Origin of the sequence: Glutamicibacter arilaitensis (assembly GCF_044793945.1) — a bacterium.
GTDB lineage: Bacteria > Actinomycetota > Actinomycetes > Actinomycetales > Micrococcaceae > Glutamicibacter > Glutamicibacter arilaitensis_B.
The window spans coordinates 612,816-632,906 of record NZ_CP084994.1 but is presented as its reverse complement, the minus strand read 5'-3'; the positions used below and the strand labels follow the sequence as shown (position 1 = coordinate 632,906).

The window sequence follows — 20,091 nt, the reverse complement described above, 5'->3', positions numbered from 1 at the left end:
GAAGCAACATCTTGGACAAAGTTTTCCCTTCGCAATTTCTCACACGGACCTTCCGGCTTGATGGCTTAGAATTGATAGGTTAGGCGTCGAAAGATCAAGGATGTACATGCAGCCCTCGCATCGCGCGAACAGCTTGTGGCTTCAGTCCCAGCAGTTCAAGAGTTCGGCAGCATATCGGCTTCTTACCGCGCAGCCTTGGGCTGTTGCCTTTGTCCGATCAGAATTTACTGCGGACAAGCCACGTGTAGCCCTAGAACTCTTCCATGCTTCATTGGATTCGTTTCTGAAGCTCGCTCGCACCAGCGACGAACAGATTCCCCAAACCTACTCCGCTCAAGACTTCGCCGAGACCTGGGTCAAACAAGGAATACTGGCTCGTCCCCTGATCGACGGGCGCTTCGTCTACGAGCCGAGCGCGCAGACCTTGCGTACTCTGCGTTTCCTCTCGGATTTTTCGACTGACGACTCACACCTGAACTCTTCACGCTTGAATACCTTGCTGTCCTCGCTGGAGTCCTTGGCCCATGAGACTGATCCAGACCCGGAAGCGCGTATTCGCGCTCTGGAGTCACAGATTGCCATGCGACACGCACAGATCGATGAACTGCGCACCGGTGATGACCCTGCGGTGCTTTCGCGTGCCACCGCGTTGTCCGCGGCACGCTCAGTGCTAGATCTGGCTTCGAGCCTTCCTGCCGACTTCCGCCGAATGCGCGACGGTGTTCAGGAAATGTTGTATTCCCTGCGTGAAGGCATCCTCGATGCGTCCACCGCAAAGGGCGTCGCGGTAGGCCAGGTCCTAGAAGCCGACCGACAACTTCGTTCAACCGCCGAAGGCGAGACCTTCCGGGGCTTCACCGAGTTCCTGAACTCACCAGATGCACAACAGCGTTTTCGCGCGGCGCTTTCCGAAGTCCTAGAACGCAACTTCGTGGACGATCTCAATACTCCAGAACGCCAGATTCTGACCAATTTGCTTCGTGAGCTCCGGCGCCAGGCGGCGGAGGTACATGCTTCGTACGGAAAGCTCTCCGAATCTCTGCACGCCTTTGTTCAGTCCGAGGATTACCAGCAAGCACAGCTTCTGCGCCAGGCAGTGCGTAGTGCTGAAGCGGCGATCGTGAAGTCCTTGACGCTCAGGCCACGCAGTGGATTGGCTCCGCTTGACCTGTTCGCCCCGCAGTTCATGACCCTGGCTGGACTAGGAATCTTTGACCCGTCCGAGCATGTGGCCCCTCCACCATTGGCGGCTGCGCCGGACTTCAACGCCTCCGATATTGTGCGCACGCCATCAACCCCGCAAGCGAATATGGCCTACCTTCGGGAGTCGGTGACCAACAAGCTGAGCCAGAACTCCAAGGATCAGCTTCCGCTCGATGAGCTCTTCAACGATCTGCCCGAAGAACACCGCCATCTGAACACCGTGCGTGCCTTGATCGAGATAGGTCGAACCAACGGCGAATCTTTGAGTGAAACAGATTTGATGACCATCAGCTTCCGGCAGATTGACGGATCTGAACGTACAGCTATTCTTCCCGCCCTAACTTTCACAAAGGAGCCGCTATGACCAGCACAAATTCATATGCTGCACCCATCATCGAACCGCTCTTTGAGGGAGACCGTGGCAGCTACTCATTGGAGCTGCGGCAATTACTCGTACGTCTGCTGCGTGGCCCCTACCTCGATGGATCAATCGACCCGGCGTCCTGGCAGTTACTGCTAGACCAACAGGAAGCGGTAGGCGCGTATGTTTCGGAAATTTTCCTGACCATTTCCATGGACACCGATCGAAAAATTGCGATGCTCACTCCCGCGCAAATCGATCAGGTACACACCTCGCCGATTGCACCGCGTCGCGCGCTAAAACGCGACGAAACTTTGCTCGCGCTACGCCTGCGCATGCTGCTGGAACAGCATTCTGGCACCGGAACAGACGCAGTGCTTTCGCGCAGGGCCATGCATGAAATCTTGGCCGAGCACCGCAGCCCATCCGATCGCGACGACAAACGCTTTGCCGAGTCCTGTGATGCGGCAGTAGCCCGACTCAATTCCCTGCGGTTACTCACCGGCACCGAGTTGGCTGACGAATTTAGGATTTCACCGGCCCTAGCGATGGCTCTTCCTATTTCACGAATCGAAGATATTCCCCAATACATCTCTGCGATCGACGCAAACGAATCGACACTGAATCTGTCCGCAGACACTTCCGAAGAATTGTCTATGGATTCGACCGACCTGGTGCAGGAGTAGCCGATGAGTATAGAAATGACCCTCCCGCTCGGTGGCGCTCTGAACCCGGGACAGCATCGGCTTAGCCGGCTCCAGATCGTTAACTGGGGCACTTTCCACGGTCTGCACAATCTTGAGATTGATCGCGCCGGAAGCCTAGTCACCGGGCACCCTGGCGTGGGCAAATCGACCTTATTTGATGCCATGGGGCACGTCTTCTTTGCGACCCCAAAGCTCAACGAGTCCGCCAACGATGCCGCGACGCGCGCCGACCGCCGCACCACCTTCTCTTACATGCGTGGCCGCAAGTTCAAGACCAGTTCGGGCACTGTCTTCCAGCGTCCCGGCGCAACTTGGAGCGCCATTCTGCTGGGCTATGAGGACGGGTTGGGAAACACCGTCAGCATCGGCGCGGTTTTCGACCTGCCTGACGCCGGATTAGAAAATCAGGTCTCCAAGCACTATCTGCTCAGTGAAAGCGCCCTAGATATTGCTGAGCTTGAACATCACGGGCCACGGCGTTTTACCGTTTCTTCCTTGTCCAAGTCTTTGGAACCGGCCGAAGCATTCGATACGCACAAGGCATTTATCGATCGTGTTCGCCGCCGTCTTGGGGTAGAAAGTGACAAGGCTTTCGCGTTGCTGCGCACCTTGCAAAACGGCAAAGGGCTGGCGAAGGGTGTCAACCAATTCTTCCGTCATGAAGTGCTGGAAGAACCCACCACACTGAAAGCCGCCGCGGCAGCAGTGGAGGACTTCGCCCACCTGCGCGGAATCTACCGTCAATTGGATACGGCCCGCGCACAGCGCGATGTGCTGGCCCAGGTTCCCGAGCAAGACAAGGTATATCGAACACTCGCCCAACGCATCGGCGAGACCGAAGAGCTGCTCAATAGCGATCTCCAGCAACTCGATGCGAAGGTCCGCGAGCATGTTTTGCGCAACGACATGCAACGCCATCAACGAGAACTAGCTGAGCTCAAGGCACAAGAGGCTGACATTCTGGCGCGTAAGAGCCAGACCGAAGATCGTCTTCAGTCGCTCGCAGCAGCCCACGATTCCGCAGGCTCAGCCTCGTTGATGCTGCTTGAGCGCGAGGCGGATGCGGCACGTAAGGCGCTTTCGGAAAAGGAATCCGCGTTACGCGCTTTGCAGGAACAAGCAACCGAAGCAGGCTTGAACTTCGAGTTCAGCGGCACCGGGCTTGATGAGCTACGAGCAAATGCCGCCCGTACTATGCAGCAGCTCGCTTCCATCACCAAGGACGCGCAGACGGTTGAATACGAGGCCATGGCCTCGTTGATGGCGCTGCGTAAGCGCGCAGAAGCCTTGGACGAGCAGATTCGTTCCTACCAGCGTCGTGGCACGAATATCGATGACCGTTCTGTGGCTGCACGCAGAGCCATCGCATCAGCTTGTTCACTGAGCGAAGAGCAGTTGCCCTTCGCCGGCGAGCTAATGGATGTGGCGGCAGACTCTGCCATCTGGCGTCTGGCTGCAGAAAAGGCGTTACGCTCGCTGGCGCGCACCATTTTGGTGCCCGGTGAATTCCTGACCCAGGTGACGCACGCAATCGACGAACTCGACGGATTGGGTCGAGTCCGCTGGGTCGATAGTTCTGTCAAACCACGCGATACAGTACCTGGACCAGCCGATTTGGTCAGTAAACTCGACTTTGCTTCAGGAGAAGCAGGAAATTGGTTGCGCACCAAGATCACCGCCGACTATCCGCTGGCTTGTGTGGAGAACGATGCAGCGATGCACGTGCATCCCAAGGCCATCACCCCCGCAGGAACCATCAAAACCGGTGCGGGCACCTTTGAACGAGACACCCGCAGCGTCCATGCCTCTGACTATTTACTTGGATTCACCAATGAATCCAAGATCTCGGAATTGCAGAACAAGGCCGACCGTCTTCAAGCGCAGATTCTGCTGGCAAAAGACGCTGCCGATGAACGGACGGCCGCCAAAAACAAGGTCGTCGCAAAGTCTCAGCGGCTTGCAGCTATCGTCGCGGACGAACGCAATTTTGCCCAACTAGATGCCTCTGCTGCGCTCGATTCTCTGCGTCGCAGCGAACAGAAGCTCGGGGATGCACTGGTGCTTTCGGGTGATTCTTCGAAGATTCGCCATGAGATCGAAAACGCGAAGGCAGATTCTGAGAAGTTGGTTGGCGACCTCGCGTTGGTGCGCTCGCGTATCAGCGACTTCGAACTGCAGATCGAACGTGCACAGAAGGTGCTCGCAAGCACCGTAGACGGGGATACAAACAGCGACTGGGTCTCTTCGGTCCCGAATTATCTGCGACAGCACACGATCCTTGGCCCGATTTTGGAAAAGGTGGCTGCAGGTGTCTGCCCGCCTGCGGATTCCATCGGCGAAGCCTTCGCCGAGGTCAAGGTGCAGCTTGGCGGTCAGCTCAACGATTTCTCCGCGCAACGCCATGAGGTCGGCGGCGCGCTGAGCGAAACGTTCAAGCGCTTTGCCCGCGAGTTCGGCACCTCCCATGCTCAAACTCACGGGACAACACCGGAAGCCGCCGAGCACTACGCCAAGCTGCACGGTCAGATCGTTGCAGACGGCCTGCCCCATCACGAAGCACAGTTCCGCGAATATTTTGCCAACCGTTCCTACGAACGCTTCAGCGACCTCTTGCAGTTGCTCGATGAGGAACGCCGGATGATTTCCGAGCGAATCAAACCGCTGAACCAGATTCTCTCGGATGTCACCTTCGAGCATGGGTCGATGCTGCGTCTGGAAGTTGAAAACTCGATTCCTGTTGAGGCCGGAACTTTCCGCAAGGAACTGAAGTCGGCGCTAAATGACGCATACACCACCAAGGAAGAAGGAACCCTGGCGAAGTCCTACCAGGCACTTGAATCCTTGGTCTCCGCGCTGAGCGATCCAGGTCTAAATGCTTGGCGTTCTACCGTGCTGGATGTCCGCCAGCACGTGGTAATCAGCTGCAATGAACACAAGCCAAACGGAGAGGTAGAGACGGGCTTGGAACCTGGCACGCTATCCGGTGGTGAGGGCCAGCGCTTCACCTCATTTATCATGGGCGCGGCTTTGGCATACCAATTGGGCTTTGCTTCGGCTGGCTTCACTTCCTATGGCACCGTGATGATCGATGAGGCGTTCATTCAAGCGAACTCCGAATATGCGGCAGCTGGTATACGCGCTCTGCAGGAGTTCGGTTTCCATCTGGTCCTTGCGGCTCCAGAAGACAAGATCGACTTGAGCCACCATCTGGGTTCCATTATCGACATCATCAAGCATCCGGGATCTAACATCTCCGGCTTTGTCACCACTGGGCGCTCCCCCGCGCTGGCCACCGCCATAACGTTGCGCGGCTAGCAGTTCATAAGAACGTTTCGGCAGGTTAAACACAACGAGGTCGGAGTAAGTAGTTGATGATCAACTACTCACTCCGACCTCTAATGCGTCACCAGCTACTCGGTGGCAAGTCCCTCCACCGGAGATAGCTTCGCCGCGCGACGTCCTGGAGTAATCGAGGCAAGCAATGCCGCCAGGAGGCTCACCAGCAGAACTGCTGCCAGTTGCAGCCATGGGATCTCATAGCTCATATTTCCCATGCTGGACAAGGCGCTGTGCGCACCGAGCAATCCGTAGACCGCACCGAGGATGAGCCCCAGCAAGGCCGCCACGCCACCGATCAGCACCGCCTCCGTGGCGAGCATGGAACGCAACTGCTTCTTCTTCAGACCCAGCGCACGCAACAGGGCGTTTTCTCGCGTGCGTTCGAGCACCGACAGGCTCAACGTGTTGGCCACGCCGATCAATGCGATCAGCACCGCTACGGCGAGCAGACCCGAAACAATCATCAGCAAGACATCGATGATCTGGGAGAACATTGCCTTCTCTGTCACGCCGCCGGAAATCATCGAATTTTCGACACCCGCGACGTCTGCAATGGATTCCACCAGCTCAGTTACTTTCCCATTGGAAAGCGAAGGATCAACCTTGATCGCCACCCCGGACATCCCCTCCTTCTCGGAGATACCCAGCTTGGCTGCAGTGCTTTCGGTCAATGTGTTCGAAACGAAGCTGGCCGAGGTGGTTCTGAGCTTCACGGGCTGACCATTAACCGTTGCATGGTCCGCTTCGATCTGCCACCAGGTCGAAAGCAGTTCACCGTCTCGTGGAACGATCTGTTCATCGTAGACTACCGCTGTGTATGACTCCGGGTCGACGACCATCGCAAGCTCTTCGCTTGAAGATCCGTCCGGGAACTCGGTGGCAACGGTGCGCATGGTGTATGCCGAAACGCTTTCAATGCCTTCAAGCTCTGCGAGTTTAGGTGCCAAGGCATCGCTGGTCAAAGACTCTTGAGCCACCGTCAAGTCGATCGGGTATTCGCCGCTGATGCTCCCATTCAGGGTGGCCTTGGCGCTCTGCCCACCGACCATGATCATCGAGACTAGCGTGACGCCGATCAGCAGCGCGGTGGCAGTCGCGGTAGTACGCCCGGGGTTGCGAACTGCGTTGAGCGAGGCCAGCCTGCCAGCCACCGAACGTCCAGCCAGCAGCTTGCCGATACCAAACACCGTGGCAGGAACAAACAGCGAGGCCAGCATCAAAATGCCAGGGAAGGATAACAACCCACCGGCGAAGGCAATCAGCAGTTGCCCCTTGACCGCTCCGTAGGCAAGCAAGGCGGCACCTGCCAGCGCCAGCAGCGAGCCGAAGATGATACGTACGATTCCTGCACGATTCTTCACGCTGGCCGCATCGAATGGGCGCAAGGCGGCAAGCGGGGCCAGGCTCATGGCTCGGCGTGCTGGCAGCCAGGCGGCCAGCACCGTCATTACGATGCCGACTGCCAGGGGAATGATGATGCCCCGAGCATCCACGGCCAACGTCGCGTAGGACATTTCAGGTACTAGATTTCGGAGCAGCTGAATCAGACCTGCCATCAGTGCCACGGCCAGGGCTACACCAACCACCGAAGCGATGACACCGATCAACAGCGCTTCGATCAGCACCGAGCTGCGGATCTGTGCGCGTTTGGCGCCGAGGGTGCGCAAAAGGGCCAGCTCGCGGGTGCGCTGGGCGATGACTACCGAGAAGGTGTTCATCACCACCAGGCCGGTGACTATCAGAGCGACCAGGGCAAAGACCAGCAAGATGATCGTCAGCTGATCGGTTCCACCGGTCAGGCTTGCCACGTCAGCGAGCACCTGTTCGTCGGCGGTGTTCACCACCACATCGGCCAATGACTTGTCATGGAAGTATTCGGCCACGGCGGCTTTGGTTTGAGCGACGTCATTCTTTGCATCGATCACGAGCATGTTCAGCTGAGCGCTCTCGCCTGCGAAGCGTTCCCAGGCGTCTTCTTGCATAGCAAGTTGGGCGAAGGAGGAGGACATCGGATCGGTGGTGGTTTCCACGATCCCGACGATTTTCAGTTCACGCATCTTCGCGTTATCGTCCATGTTGGACATCGCCACGGTGTCCGAAACGGAAAGGCCCATCTGCTCGGCATGCTCCTGGTCGATTACGACCTCGTCCGCTCCCAAAGGCGCACGTCCTTCGAGCATCGACATGCCCGAGAGCTTATTGTCTGCGGAGATGGGTTTGAGCATTGCGGTGTAGCCGTTGTCGCTGGTACGCAATGATGCGCCCATTACGCCGTCGCCGTAAACACCTGAGGTTTCGGGAAGTTCACGTATTTCACGGACCGTGTCCATGCTTAGCATGCTCGTGTCGCGATCGTTGGGAGTTAGTTCCCAATCAACCGAAGCCACCAGATCGGCGTTCTTGTATGAGTCGCCCAAACTATTTTTTAGCGTCGCCCGCGTAGAGGAATCCACCGCGAGAGTGGCGCCGAGGAAGGCCGTACCGATGGCGACGGCCAGTAGCACGGCGATATACCGACGTGCGTAAGTTTTGATGTTCGCTATTGCTACCTGAAGCATGGTCCTACTCCGCTAGAGAGGCAAGAGCCTCGGTGACGCTGGCTACAGTGGGCTCTTCGAGCGAACCGACGAGGTTTCCGTCCTTCATCAGCAACACGGTGTCCGCATAGGATGCTGCCGCCGGATCGTGGGTGACCATGATGATGGTCTGCCCCATTTCGCGGGTAGAGGTGCGCATCAAGGAGAGCACTTCTGCTCCGGTTCGAGAATCCAAGTTTCCGGTCGGTTCATCACCGAATACGACTTCTGGGCGAGTGAGCAATGCTCGAGCTACCGCTACGCGCTGCTGCTGCCCTCCAGAAAGCTCGTGTGGTTTATGTGTCAGTCGGTCACGCAATCCCAGCGCGTCGATGACAACGTTGAACCATTCGCGGTCGTGCTTCTTGCCGGCTAGGGACAACGGCAGCAGGATGTTGTCTTTGGCATTTAATGTCGGAACAAGGTTGAAGGACTGGAACACGAAGCCGATCTGTTCGCGGCGCATCGTGGTCAGCTGGTCATCGTTGAGCTCGGTAAGGTTCTTGCCGCCGATGATGATTTCGCCAGAATCCGCGTTGTCCAAACCTGCCAAACAGTGCATCAGGGTTGACTTGCCAGAACCCGAGGGCCCCATAATTGCGGTGAAACGGGAGCGCGCAAATGCGACATCTACTCCGCGCAGAGCTTCGACTCGGGTGCTGTCGCGACCGTAGCTCTTGCTCAACCCTCGCGCTTGTACTGCGTAGTCAGTTACCTGCTGTGTTTCAGTTGTCATGCATTAATTATATAAAGCGCCTAGCCAATTGAGGATCGACCAGAAGGTCTGCATCTACCTCCAGAGCGTCATACCACGGGATGAGAGAGACTGAAGGCCCTCTCATCCCGTGCGCGGTCACCGACTCTTAGCACTGCGAGTGATAGTCCGAGTCGCGGTGGCTTCGGGGCTCAATCTGGAAGGTTGAATGCTCGATACTGACCTCAAAATGATCCGCCACGCACTTCTGCAGTTCACGCAACAATTGACCGGTTGCACCAGCGGTAAACATGCGATCCTCGGCGACGATGTGCGCAGTTAGCACCGGAAGGTTCGTAGCAATTTGGCTTGCGTGCAGGTCGTGAACGGCAATCACGCCCGCCTGCTCTTCCAAGTGGCGGCGGACCGCTTCGAGGTCCAGTCCACGTGGCGTTGATTCGAGCAATATATGAGTCGTCTCGCCCAGAAGCTTTACGGCGCGAGGCACGATCAGAGCAGCGATGAACAGTGCCGCGACCGAGTCTGCGTTCGTCCATCCGGTGAAATGGATTGCCAGCGCGGCAATAATAACGGCGACGGATCCGAGTGCATCGTTCATTACCTCCAGGAACGCAGCTCGCATGTTCAGATTGGCGTCACGCCCCGCGGAAATGATCCACATTGCCACGAGGTTTCCAGCCAAGCCGACAATACCGAAGATCAGGAGTCCTTCGGATTGCACCTCCGCCGGTACAAAAAGTCGACGAATCGCATCGATGGCTGCGTAGATACCGACGGCGAGCAATAACGCAGATTGCAAGGTCGCGGAGAGCACTTCGGCTCGGCGGAAACCCCACGTGCGTTTGAGTGTGGGTTTGCGCTGCACCAGATTGGCTGCGGTCAGGGCGAGCAGGAGCCCCACCGAGTCGGTGAGCATATGGGCGGCATCGACGAGTAACGCCAACGAGTTGGTAACTAGCGCTCCGACGATCTCAGCGAGCAAGATGCCCACGGTAATCGCGAACGCCCAAGCTAGCCTGGTGCGGTTCACCGCTGAGTGGTCGTGTTCATGCACGTGTCCGGAGGCGTGGCCATGTCCCATGTCCTAGACCTCCTGTGGTTGGTGCGGGTGCGCTTCGTGCCAACGATGTCCGCTGGCGCTGGTACCTGCCAGGGTCTCCGCTTGATTGAGGATCATTGTCAGCTGCGTGGTTTCTGATAGGGAATAGAGGCTTGCGCGCCCTTGCGTGCGAACGGAGACGAGATCGCTTTCGCGAAGGCAGGCCAAATGAGCGCTCACGGTGCTCTGCGCTAGACCGAGATGTTCGGTCAGCTCTTTGACCTTGTGTTCACCTGTTTTGAGATGTTCCAGGATGAGCAGACGCGTGGGGTCAGCTAACGCATGGAACAAAGCTGCCATTTTCATGCGCTGAGTTGCTCCAAGCTTTGCATCGACAAAAGACTCTATTATCGCCATACGACGATCATAGCTCGAGCTTTCGAAAATGGCCGCCTCTGGCGCCGCATCCTCCATATGCAAGTGGCATGATGATTTCATGAGTGAAGATTTAGTTATTGGCGCAGATGGGCTAGCCCGCCCGCCATGGGCTTCGAACAATGACCTTCTGCGCGACTACTATGACACCGAGTGGGGCATGCCAGTCACCGATGAACAGGCACTATTTGAAAGGCTCAGCCTGGAGGGATTCCAATCGGGCTTATCGTGGGCCACTATTCTAGCGAAGCGAGAAAACTTCCGTGCCGCTTTCATGGGATTCGACCCGCAGCTGGTCTCTGCTTATGGCGAGCATGATTATGAGCGGCTCATGGAGGATTCTGGCATCGTCAGAAATAGACTCAAGATTCGCGCCACCATCGCCAACGCTCAAGCGACTCTCGCATTGCGTGATGACGGGGGCCTGTCCGAGCTAATTTGGTCCTTCAAACCCGAAAGCACCCCCGCACCACGTACCCTGGCTGAAATTCCCACGCAAAGCGCTGAGTCCAATGCTCTGGCCAAAACCCTCAAGAAGCGAGGTTTCAAGTTCGTTGGCCCAACCACCATGTACGCGCTAATGGAGGCTGTCGGGGTCGTTGATACGCACCTAGTTGGATCACATCGTCGCGGCTCCTCTGGCATTTGGCCGGCCTAGATGATGCTCACAGTTCCGGTGGACGGGGTTTTGGATATCTCGCACGCACTCGCGGTCTTAGCAATCCATTCATTGCCAAATCAGGAGCGATTGGACCTCGACGAGGAAAGTATCATCCGCGTGCTTCGCATCGATGATCAGCTCTATGAAACCAAGCTGCTACTCAGAACACACGAAGTCGAGGTGCATACCCAAGCCCCAAAGGCATTACATCCCAGGCTCACCGAGATCATTAGTACCTGGTTAGGTTTGGCCGATTCGAACGAGCCTAGTTACCAACAATTAGCCACCGTCAAGGCACTACGTCCGGCACTGGACAAATTCCCGCACCTGCGGCTCATCAGCTACCCAGATCTCTTTGAGGCGCTCGCCACGACAATTCTTGGCCAGCAGATCTCAACCAGCGCGGCACGCACGCTAGCCACCCGCTTTGTCGAAGCACTTGGAGAATTTCACGCCAGCGGACTTCGGGCATTCCCCGACGCAGACACCACGTCGCAACTATCTGCAGAAGAACTCCAGCAGGTGATTCGTTGCCCGCGGTCCCGCGCAGAGACCCTTCGAAGGGTCGCGTCATGGTTTACCCACACCGGCCATCAGCTGGCGGAAAACCAAGAGGAGTTCCTCAAAAGCCTCCTCGCGCTGAAAGGCGTTGGCCCTTGGACACGGGACTACATTGCATTGCGCGGGCTACGTCAGAGATCAATATTTTTGGATACAGACTTGGTAGTGAAACGTGCCATGCGCCAGTTGTGCGGACAAGACGAGGAACGCTTGCAGATTCCAGAAGGTGCCGGATCCCTGGCCACTATCTTGTTATGGGCCTTGGACGCAAACAAAAATTGAGACGTACCGGCAGAACTTAAATCGGCACGTCTCAATTTTGCAGTTCGGCTGATTGAGCAAGTCAACTAAACCCCTGTTTACAATTTTGCTGGATCCACAGGAGGCTGCCACGTGGTGAGTAAGCCACGAAAAGGCCGCCGCATGAATCGCGGGAACAAATTGTTCGCTTCCCCGTCCACACACGGGAAGGCGCTGACCTCAGCTTACGCTAAAGTTGGCCCATAACGTCAAGTAGATCAGTCCTAATTACTCAACATTAAGCTTAGGTTTGCCTAATTGGTTATATTCACCGTTTGCAGACTGCCCGAACCGCAGGATCAATGTGCCGGTCAGACTCACTTATTGCCAGTTATTCTGCAAAAATTTGCCCCACGGGCGTTCGCTTCTCAGCTTGAAACACATCTTCGGCGCGGCCGAAAGCCCAATAGGCCGACAGTGACATATCTCGACGGTCCACGCCACGCTCATCGTAGAAGTAGGAGCGCAGCGACTTCATCACTTCACGCTCCCCGTGTGCAAAAACTTGCACTCGTCCGCTTGGCCAAGGGTGCTGGCGCACCACGGCTTCAAGTGTCGAAGATTCCGGGGTAAACGCTGAGCCACGATGAATCCAGCGAATATCAACGCCATTGGGTGCGCGCAATTCAATTTCGTCTCCGGCACCCTCAACCTCAATGAGTGCCTGCCCCACCAAATCTTCACCCATAGCCTCAAGTGATGCAGCAATCGCAGGAATCGCTGTCTCATCTCCCACCAGGAGATGGTAATCAAATTCGTCTTTTGGCAGGTACATGCCACCGGGGCCCGAGAAGCAGACAGAGTCGCCAATCTTCGCGTCCCGCGCCCATGGTCCGGCAATTCCATCGCTTCCATGGACAACAAAGTCGACTTCTATTGTGCCTTCGGCAGTGTCCGAGCGGCGCACCGTGTAAGTCCGACGTACCGGCAAATCTTCGCCGGGTAGCCGTTCACGCAATTCATCCATGTCATACGGAGGCGTCAAACCCAGCTCGGGTTTGGCGAAAAGTATTTTGATATAACGGTCCGTAGCAGGCTTGTCTACGAAATCCTCAAATCCAGGGCCTCCAAAAGTAAGGCGAACTAGATGTTCCGAAATTTGCTGCCGCTTCACAACCTGCAATACGACTTGCGGGCGTACCGGACGCCCACCTTCTGGACGAGCCACAAAAACACTTCCTATCTGAATAAGATGAGATAAACCTATCCTAATTCATTTGCCGTCAAAGAGTTATCTCGCGAATGTCGATGGCCCTTGAATTACAGCCAATGATTCACGTTCTGCAACGCTCAAACGTTGCACGCGTGAAGTTTCTGGGTCAAAGTAGGCCAGCGTTGTCGAGGCCTTAACACAGACGTAGCCCTCAACCGGATCTCGGAATTCATAGCAAATATCAAAACTCGCAGGCTTGATATTTGCTACCCACAAGTCAACTTTGACCGGGACATTTCGATATTCCAGCGGCTTGGAGTAACGCACGCGATGCTCGACGACAAGGATCTGCACCCCCTCGGGGACCGCAGAGAATATATCCACCTTTGGCTCGGACCCCGGGGCACCCGTGCCGCCAGGTACGCCAAAACCAGCGATTCGCGCTTCCTCCATGAGCCGAATCAGATTGACGTTGTTAATATGCCCATACACATCCATATCCCCCCAGCGCATGGGCACTTCTACACACAGTACAGAATTAGGCATTATCGCCCCTCCCCCAAACGGTCATCGGGACGGATCAAGTCATACGCAGTTAATTGCTCGAGGATTTGGGATCCATCGGGTTCGTAGCTCCATCGGATTCCCGGTGTAGTCCGGCGCAAATCCGTCGAGCGCCCGCCGGCGAGCACTGCTTCGGAAGGCGTCAACTGCCGAATGACTATCGTGCGCACATGCTCTGGGTAACGCCGCGCAAACTCCGCATAGATCGTAGGGTCATGTTGCCCATCATCACCAATAAGCATCCACTCGATGTTCGGAAATTCCTCAGCGAGCCTGCGCAATTGGTCAACTTTATGTTGCATACCGCTACGGAACCAGGCACGATCCGTAGGTCCCCAATCGGTCAAAAGCAGTGGACCACGTGGATACAGATTCCGTGAGATGAATCGTTCTAGAGTTTGCGCGACATTCCACGCTCCGGTGGAAAGATAAATGGTAGGGCTCGTCGGATGCTCTGCCAATACGCGTTGCATCATCACCGCCATGCCCGGCGTCGCGACGCGGGCATGCTCTGATAGCACGAATGAATTCCAAGCGGCGAGCAGTGGCCTAGGCAGAGCAGTTACCACGACCGTGTCATCGACGTCGCTGATGATGCCAAAACGTTGGTTTTCGTCGATGACAAGCACCTGGGCGGTGGCGGATTGCCCATTGTGTGCGATGATCTCAATGTCGTTCCAGCCAACCGGCAGATCCACCGAAAGCTTGACGTCGAGGACTCCGCCACGATCCGCGTGGACTTCAAACCGATTTCCGTCAGCAAGCACCGTGACCTTCCCAAAAGGAAGTACCGCCGAGGTGAAGTTGCGGAATCCGCGGATCCCGTCTTGGACGACCTTGGCATGGTGCTTGCCACCGTCGAACGCGCCAGGGTTTGCCATCACTACGCGAGCAAGCACCCTCACCCATCCGCCACTTTTGGCAGCATATCCGTACCCGTTATAAGGAAGGATAACCGGGTCCAGCCCTTTGTCGATTGCACGGCGTGCTCGCCATTGCAGAACTTGATCCTCAAGCCGCGAGGCGATGTGGCGCGCGACCCTGTTATTTGCTGCATGGCTCATGATAGTAGTCTTTCATGTCCGGGGACTTGAAGGCGTCTGAAAACAAATGCGTCATTTACTCTTGCGTTTTTCTACATAAAGTAGAAAGCTGTAAGTATGAGATATCAGCACGATAACGACGCTCCAGTCTTGGTGCTCACCGAAGAAGAGTCTTGGGAACTACTCACTCATACTTCGCATGGCCGAGTAGCCACTGCGGTGGCCGGAACCGTAGACATTGTTCCGGTAAATTACGCGGTCCATAAAGGAAATATCTACTTGCGCACCGCGCCTGGAAACAAACTCGCCTCGATGGTCGTGAACTCCTCAATTGCCTTAGAAGCCGACGGAATCCTGTCCGACGAAGCGTGGTCCGTAGTAGTGCACGGAACCGCAGAAATTTTGGAGCACGAAGCGGATATCAATGAGGCTCGCGAAAGCGGGGTCACTCCTTGGGCGCAGAGCATTAAAGATTTCTGGATCAGAATTACCGTAGATAAGATTTCCGGTCGCCATTTCATCCTGGGTGAGCAACAGGAAATCATCTAGTCCGCAGCAAGAGCAATCGAACCACATTAGGCTCGTGGCCAGTAGAGTTTCTTTATCGGCCACGGGTCCTGATTCTGTAGGCCCTTTTTACCCTCGGTATTCGTAGAACCCTTCGCCGCTTTTACGGCCTAGCTTTCCCTCGGCCACTTTTTGCGTGACCATAGGGTGCGGTTGGTCCACGTCCTCTCCGGTTTCTGAGTAGGTCGCTTGGGCAATGAAATCGGTAACGTCGAGGCCCACAAGATCCATCAGTTCGAAAGGTCCCATCGGGTGGCCCAGTGCGGTACGCGCAGTTGTGTCTATATCTTTGATGCTTGCAACTCCCAAGGAAGCCAAATTGAGTGCTTCGCGTTGTATCGCCCCCATCATGCGGTTAGCAATGAAACCCGGGATTTCTTTATTGACCAGCACCGGCTCTTTCCCCAGCGCGCGGGCGACCGCCATCACTGACTGGATGGTCTCATCACTGGTTTGCTCATTGCGCACAATTTCTACGCACTTCATGACCAAGGCAGGGTTGAAAAAGTGCATGTTGCAGACCTGACTCGCACGCCCGCTAGCCTCAGCCACGTGGGACGAAGCCAAGGTCGAGGAATTGGTTACCAAGATGGCATGAGCCGGAGCGTTTTTGCCCAGTTCGGCGAAGATTGAGCGCTTAATGTCCAACCGTTCGACTGCCGCTTCGATCACCAGGTCCGCTTGCGCAGCGCAAGCGCCCAGCTCGGTAGATTGGCTCAACCTCGCCAAGGCGGCGTCCGCGATCTCTGCCTGCAATTTCCCCTTAGCAACACGTCTGGCGGTCCAGCCTTCAAGATCAGCGCGGGCCTCATCCAATGCGGAGCCCGAAATGTCCTGCAAGATGGTGGTGAAACCGCCCAGTGCGCAGCTCGTCGCGATCTGCCGGCCCATAGTTCCGGCACCGATGACCAGAATAGTCTTAATATCCATTCGTTCCTCTTCCTATCCGCGTAGGTACACGGTAGTCGTATGGGTATAAAAGTCGCGGGCTGCGGCACCTTGTTCCTTCGGTCCGTATCCGGAAGCTTTCGCCCCGCCGAACGGTACATGCGGATCTGCTCCCGCAGATTCGGAGTTCACATGCAGAATCCCGACATCCAGTCGTTCTTGCGCGCTGATGACAGTGGCCAGATCGCGAGTGAACAGCGCAAGACTCAAACCGAATTCAGAGTCCTCGGCGGCTTCGAAGGCTGCATCGGTTCCGAATACACGCAATACGCTGAGTACCGGTGCGAAGAATTCTTCGCGCCATGCAGTATTTTTCAGACCCTGGGCATCGTTGGGAATGCCAAGCACAGTCGGTGCAACGTAGTTTCCGTTGGCCGGCACTTGACCCTCGAAGATAACTGTGGCGCCTTCCGACTTGGCTTTTTCGACGCCTGCCTTGACCGAAATCGCCGACTTGGAATCGATGACCGGTCCCATGTGAACCGCTGGATCCAGCGGATCCCCGGTTACCCAGATTGCCAGTCGCGAGGTGAGTTTTTCCAAGAATTCATCGGCAATCGAATCATCTAAAATCAGACGGCTGGTGGCGGTGCATTTTTGCCCGCTGGAGCGGAACGCTCCGAAGAGCACCTGCTCACTGGCTAGCTCCAGGTCCGCGTCGGCAAGCACAACCGAGGCGTTTTTCCCACCCATTTCCGCCTGTACTGGGATGCCGCGCGCGGCACCCGTTGCGCAGAGCTTTCTTCCTACGGCGGTGGATCCGGTGAAGGATAGACCATTGAGATGGGGCTGGCTCATGATCGAGTCCCCCAACGAACCTGGACCAAGGACAAGATTGAGCACCCCGGCAGGAAGCCCAGCAAATTCGAAGGCTTGGACCAATCGCACTGCCAACAGCGGGACGAGACTAGCCGGCTTGAAAACCACGGTATTTCCGAAAATCAACGCCGGGGCAATCTTCCACGCGGGAATCGCAATCGGGAAGTTGAAAGGGGTCACGATGCCCAGTACTCCCAAGGGCTTATGCGAGACCAGGATTTGTTCTCCGGCACGGGGAGATTGGAAGATGGTTCCTGCGCTGCGCTCGGCTTCGCCTGCGTAATAGCAGAGGATCTGTGCTGCACGGCGCACCTCGCCGATCCCTTCGGCGAGCGTCTTTCCTTCCTCACGCGATAAGTCTGTACCGATATTTTCCGCATGCTCCGTGAGGTAAGCCGAAGCTCTCAAAAGGTAACTGGCGCGCTCGGCCATCGGAGTGGCCGCCCACCCCGCCTTCGCAGCGTTCGCGGCTTCGAATGCCTGATCTACTTGCCCGGAATCTGCGCCCGGGCCCGAGGCAACGACCAGCGAAGGGTCGGCCGCACTTGTGGAAGTGATCTCGCTGGCGTGGCCCGGAACCCAAACACCGTTCAGGTATTGGCGAAGATTTTGCACGCTCATCTGCTGTGTCATATTCTGTGTTTTCCCTTGCTGCTGACTTTTAACGGAAGGCCGGGATACCGGTGAGCTTGCTACCCAAAATCAAGGTGTGCACCTCATCGGTTCCTTCGTAGGTACGCACGGATTCGAGGTTGTTCGCATGACGCAGCGGCGAGTAGTCCAGAGTGATGCCGTTGCCGCCGAGGATAGTACGCGCTTCGCGGCAGATCTCGATTGCTTCGCGGCAGTTGTTCAGCTTGCCTACGGATATCTGGTGCAGATCTAGGTTTCCGGCATCTTTCTGACGCCCTATATGCAGGGCAAGAAGGAATCCCTTGTTGATTTCCAAAGCCATATCCACCAGCTTCTGCTGAGTCATTTGGTAGCCGGCCAGTGGTTTGTCGAATTGCATCCGCTCTTGGGAGTATTTCAGCGCGACTTCGAAAGAATCGCGCGCGGCACCCATGGCACCCCAAATAATGCCGTAGCGGGCTTCGTTCAAGCAGGAGAATGGACCCTTGAGGCCGACCACGTTCGGCAGCACTGCGTCAGCTGGCAACCGCACATCGGTCATTTCGATCTCGCATTGGATCGAGGCGCGCATCGATAGCTTCGGCTCGATTGGCGTAGCCTTGAATCCGGCGGATTCGGTCGGGACTACGAACCCCCGGATGCCCTCGTCGGTCTGCGCCCAGATGACGGCAACCTTGGCCACATTGGCCAATCCGATCCAGCGCTTCGTACCGTTAATAACCCAGTCACTCCCGTCGCGGCGTGCGAAGGTTGTCATGCTCGAAGGGTCTGATCCGGCGGTTGGCTCCGTCAGTCCAAAGCAGCCGATTGCTTCACCCGCTGCCAGCTGCGGCAACCAGTGCTGTTTTTGCTCCTCAGATCCATGCTTGTAGATGGCGCTCATGGCTAGCGAACCTTGAACCGAGACGAAGGTGCGCAGTCCGGAGTCGCCGGCTTCCAATTCGGCTCCGGCCAGCCCATAATCAACAGCGGAACGTCCTGCGCAGCCGTAGCCTTTGAGATGCATACCAAGCAGGCCGAGCTTGGCCATTTCTGGAACGATCTCTAGGGGAAAACGCGCGGCTTCGTACCAGCCGGCGATATTTGGCTTGATACTCTCGTTGACAAACGACCGGACCTGGATTCTTAGGGCAATTTCTTCACTGCTGAGCAGTGCATCGAAATTAATCAGGTCTGCCGGATCTATTGTGGCGGCTGGGGAAGGGTTAGTCATTTGGATTGGCTCCTTTGATAGCGGGGGTGCTGCGGTAGACGTGCTGGTGTTCGCCCAAGGCCGGTGGCACTAGCCGGTATTCGGGTTTACTTCGGGATAGGCCGATAGGGTTAGTGATTTGCTTCGAGGTTCGGCCGGTTTTTGGGTCTTTGATCGTGACAACTGGTTCCAGGCCCAGCTCGTCGGCGAACTCTAGGGCTTCAAGAATTGAATTAACTTTTCCGGCAGGAACTCCTACACCCATAAGTCGACTTGTCCACTGGACTGCCGTTCTCTGCCTAGTAACTTCTTCAATCAGCTCTTTAAGTTCTTTCCTGTGCCGTACGCGCGAAGTATTGTCCGCGAAACGCGGATCCTGCAGCAGGTCGGATAGTCCCAGCTCTGTCACGAGGGAGGCGAACTGGCGGTTATTGCCCACAGCGATAACCACGACTCCTGCAGTAGTTGCGAAAGTTTCGTAGGGCGCAATGCTTGGATGCGCATTGCCCAAGCGCGGTGGCGAGTTTCCGGTAACCGCGGTACTGCTTGCCTGATTAGTCAATCCCGCCAGCAGGGAGGTCATCAAAGAAATACCAACTTTTTGCCCTTGGCCGCTGCTTTCTCTTTCGCGTAGCGCTAAGAGTATTCCTGTGGTGGCATTCTGTGCCGCAAGGACATCTACCAGTGCCACTCCCACCTTGCTTGGGGTTCCGTTCGGCTCACCGGTGATGCTCATCAGACCACCGACCGCTTGAACCAGTAGGTCGAAGCCGGGCAGCGAGGCGCCGCCGCCATCCCCAAATCCCGAAATTGAGCAGTAAACCAGCGCAGGATTCGACATTCGCAAAGTTTCGTAGTCTAGTCCGAACTTGGCGAGCACCCCAGGACGAAAATTTTCCACGACAACGTCGGCATTTCGGATGATTTCGCGTAGATCGGCTAGCTCTTCAGAATTCGTGAAATCTACAACTATTGCATGCTTGTTGCGGTTCACGGCCGAATAGTAGGTACTCACCCCGTCTTCCGTGACCGGTGGTAGCCAAGCTCTGGTTTCATCTCCAGCTCGGCTTTCAACCTTGAGCACCTCGGCCCCAAAATCGGCCAGTGTCATGGTGCACAGTGGACCGGCGAGAATTCGGGAGAGGTCAACGACCTTGATTCCTTGCATTGGTTGAGCCATCGGATTACCTACGTTTTCGTCTTCGAATAAACGTTGTTACATGTTGCATGCAACTGTATGGCAATTAGTCGCAGTGTTCAAGACCACATCTCGGC

The 20,091-nt window shown here is 56.2% G+C and carries 17 protein-coding genes; 6 read left to right on the top strand and 11 right to left on the bottom strand.

Annotated features, from left to right (window positions below):
- The first annotated feature begins 106 nt into the window (after positions 1-106).
- Genes LG294_RS03025 through LG294_RS03015 form a run of 3 tightly spaced genes read left to right on the top strand, consistent with a single transcriptional unit; the run spans position 107 to position 5,586 of the window.
- Positions 107-1,567 (top strand): DUF3375 domain-containing protein, encoded by a 1,461-nt coding sequence (locus LG294_RS03025; RefSeq protein WP_404289376.1) that lies wholly within the window; start codon positions 107-109, stop codon positions 1,565-1,567.
- Positions 1,564-2,250: a DUF4194 domain-containing protein gene (locus tag LG294_RS03020; RefSeq protein ID WP_404289374.1), complete on the top strand. Its 687-nt coding sequence runs from the start codon at positions 1,564-1,566 to the stop codon at positions 2,248-2,250. Before LG294_RS03025 ends, LG294_RS03020 begins: the two co-directional genes overlap by 4 nt.
- Positions 2,251-2,253: 3 nt before the next feature.
- Complete coding sequence (locus LG294_RS03015) at positions 2,254-5,586, top strand: ATP-binding protein (protein WP_404289372.1); 3,333 nt, start codon at positions 2,254-2,256, stop codon at positions 5,584-5,586.
- 95 nt (positions 5,587-5,681) lie between these two features.
- Here the strand turns inward: LG294_RS03015 and LG294_RS03010 are convergent, their stop codons facing one another.
- The 4 genes from LG294_RS03010 to LG294_RS02995 form a co-directional block, all read right to left on the bottom strand.
- Positions 5,682-8,168 carry an ABC transporter permease gene (locus tag LG294_RS03010; RefSeq protein WP_404289370.1) on the bottom strand — a complete coding sequence of 829 codons (2,487 nt, stop codon included), beginning with the start codon at positions 8,166-8,168 and terminating at the stop codon, positions 5,682-5,684.
- 4 nt (positions 8,169-8,172) lie between these two features.
- A complete protein-coding gene (locus LG294_RS03005; RefSeq protein WP_404289368.1) occupies positions 8,173-8,922 on the bottom strand; it encodes an ABC transporter ATP-binding protein in 750 nt (249 codons plus the stop codon).
- A gap of 127 nt (positions 8,923-9,049) precedes the next feature.
- The gene (locus tag LG294_RS03000; protein ID WP_404289366.1) at positions 9,050-9,982 is read right to left on the bottom strand and encodes a cation diffusion facilitator family transporter; all 933 of its coding nucleotides are present in this window, start codon (positions 9,980-9,982) and stop codon (positions 9,050-9,052) included.
- Positions 9,983-9,985: 3 nt separating this feature from the next.
- Complete coding sequence (locus LG294_RS02995) at positions 9,986-10,357, bottom strand: ArsR/SmtB family transcription factor (RefSeq protein WP_404289364.1); 372 nt, start codon at positions 10,355-10,357, stop codon at positions 9,986-9,988.
- Between the two features lie 79 nt (positions 10,358-10,436).
- On the opposite strand from LG294_RS02995, the gene LG294_RS02990 reads away from it, so the two are divergent.
- Together LG294_RS02990 and LG294_RS02985 are read left to right on the top strand one after the other, a co-directional pair.
- Positions 10,437-11,033, top strand: coding sequence for a DNA-3-methyladenine glycosylase I (locus LG294_RS02990; RefSeq protein WP_404289362.1), 597 nt, complete (start codon positions 10,437-10,439; stop codon positions 11,031-11,033).
- A complete protein-coding gene (locus LG294_RS02985; RefSeq protein ID WP_404289360.1) occupies positions 11,034-11,879 on the top strand; it encodes a DNA-3-methyladenine glycosylase family protein in 846 nt (281 codons plus the stop codon).
- A gap of 349 nt (positions 11,880-12,228) precedes the next feature.
- Here LG294_RS02985 and LG294_RS02980 read toward each other — a convergent pair whose 3' ends face one another.
- The 3 genes from LG294_RS02980 to LG294_RS02970 form a co-directional block, all read right to left on the bottom strand.
- Positions 12,229-13,065, bottom strand: a complete 837-nt coding sequence (locus tag LG294_RS02980) for a siderophore-interacting protein (protein WP_404289358.1) — start codon at positions 13,063-13,065, stop codon at positions 12,229-12,231.
- A gap of 63 nt (positions 13,066-13,128) precedes the next feature.
- Positions 13,129-13,596, bottom strand: a complete 468-nt coding sequence (locus LG294_RS02975) for an acyl-CoA thioesterase (protein WP_404289356.1) — start codon at positions 13,594-13,596, stop codon at positions 13,129-13,131.
- Positions 13,596-14,678, bottom strand: a complete 1,083-nt coding sequence (locus tag LG294_RS02970; RefSeq protein WP_404289354.1) for an App1 family protein — start codon at positions 14,676-14,678, stop codon at positions 13,596-13,598. Before LG294_RS02970 ends, LG294_RS02975 begins: the two co-directional genes overlap by 1 nt.
- A 96-nt stretch (positions 14,679-14,774) precedes the next feature.
- Here LG294_RS02970 and LG294_RS02965 point away from each other — a divergent pair, with 96 nt between their 5' ends.
- Entirely contained in the window at positions 14,775-15,206 is a 432-nt protein-coding gene (locus tag LG294_RS02965; RefSeq protein ID WP_404289352.1) for a pyridoxamine 5'-phosphate oxidase family protein, read from the top strand.
- A gap of 87 nt (positions 15,207-15,293) precedes the next feature.
- Here the strand turns inward: LG294_RS02965 and LG294_RS02960 are convergent, their stop codons facing one another.
- From LG294_RS02960 to LG294_RS02945, 4 genes are read right to left on the bottom strand one after another with little or no spacing between them, the layout of a single operon-like run.
- A complete protein-coding gene (locus tag LG294_RS02960; RefSeq protein WP_404289350.1) occupies positions 15,294-16,154 on the bottom strand; it encodes a 3-hydroxyacyl-CoA dehydrogenase family protein in 861 nt (286 codons plus the stop codon).
- A 12-nt stretch (positions 16,155-16,166) separates the two neighbouring features.
- A complete protein-coding gene (locus LG294_RS02955) occupies positions 16,167-17,624 on the bottom strand; it encodes an aldehyde dehydrogenase family protein (protein WP_404289348.1) in 1,458 nt (485 codons plus the stop codon).
- A 28-nt stretch (positions 17,625-17,652) separates the two neighbouring features.
- Positions 17,653-18,837: an acyl-CoA dehydrogenase family protein gene (locus LG294_RS02950; protein WP_404289346.1), complete on the bottom strand. Its 1,185-nt coding sequence runs from the start codon at positions 18,835-18,837 to the stop codon at positions 17,653-17,655.
- Complete coding sequence (locus LG294_RS02945; protein ID WP_404289344.1) at positions 18,830-19,996, bottom strand: CaiB/BaiF CoA transferase family protein; 1,167 nt, start codon at positions 19,994-19,996, stop codon at positions 18,830-18,832. The genes LG294_RS02950 and LG294_RS02945 overlap by 8 nt, the downstream gene beginning before the upstream one ends.
- Positions 19,997-20,091 lie beyond the last annotated feature (95 nt).

Coding starts and splice junctions, on each gene's coding strand:
- LG294_RS03025 (WP_404289376.1), top strand. CDS start 107: ATGCAGCCCTCGCATCGCGCGAACAGCTTGTGGCTTCAGTCCCAGCAG.
- LG294_RS03020 (WP_404289374.1), top strand. CDS start 1,564: ATGACCAGCACAAATTCATATGCTGCACCCATCATCGAACCGCTCTTT.
- LG294_RS03015 (WP_404289372.1), top strand. CDS start 2,254: ATGAGTATAGAAATGACCCTCCCGCTCGGTGGCGCTCTGAACCCGGGA.
- LG294_RS03010 (WP_404289370.1), bottom strand. CDS start 8,168: ATGCTTCAGGTAGCAATAGCGAACATCAAAACTTACGCACGTCGGTAT.
- LG294_RS03005 (WP_404289368.1), bottom strand. CDS start 8,922: ATGACAACTGAAACACAGCAGGTAACTGACTACGCAGTACAAGCGCGA.
- LG294_RS03000 (WP_404289366.1), bottom strand. CDS start 9,982: ATGGGACATGGCCACGCCTCCGGACACGTGCATGAACACGACCACTCA.
- LG294_RS02995 (WP_404289364.1), bottom strand. CDS start 10,357: ATGGCGATAATAGAGTCTTTTGTCGATGCAAAGCTTGGAGCAACTCAG.
- LG294_RS02990 (WP_404289362.1), top strand. CDS start 10,437: ATGAGTGAAGATTTAGTTATTGGCGCAGATGGGCTAGCCCGCCCGCCA.
- LG294_RS02985 (WP_404289360.1), top strand. CDS start 11,034: ATGATGCTCACAGTTCCGGTGGACGGGGTTTTGGATATCTCGCACGCA.
- LG294_RS02975 (WP_404289356.1), bottom strand. CDS start 13,596: ATGCCTAATTCTGTACTGTGTGTAGAAGTGCCCATGCGCTGGGGGGAT.
- LG294_RS02970 (WP_404289354.1), bottom strand. CDS start 14,678: ATGAGCCATGCAGCAAATAACAGGGTCGCGCGCCACATCGCCTCGCGG.
- LG294_RS02965 (WP_404289352.1), top strand. CDS start 14,775: ATGAGATATCAGCACGATAACGACGCTCCAGTCTTGGTGCTCACCGAA.
- LG294_RS02960 (WP_404289350.1), bottom strand. CDS start 16,154: ATGGATATTAAGACTATTCTGGTCATCGGTGCCGGAACTATGGGCCGG.
- LG294_RS02955 (WP_404289348.1), bottom strand. CDS start 17,624: ATGACACAGCAGATGAGCGTGCAAAATCTTCGCCAATACCTGAACGGT.
- LG294_RS02950 (WP_404289346.1), bottom strand. CDS start 18,837: ATGACTAACCCTTCCCCAGCCGCCACAATAGATCCGGCAGACCTGATT.
- LG294_RS02945 (WP_404289344.1), bottom strand. CDS start 19,996: ATGGCTCAACCAATGCAAGGAATCAAGGTCGTTGACCTCTCCCGAATT.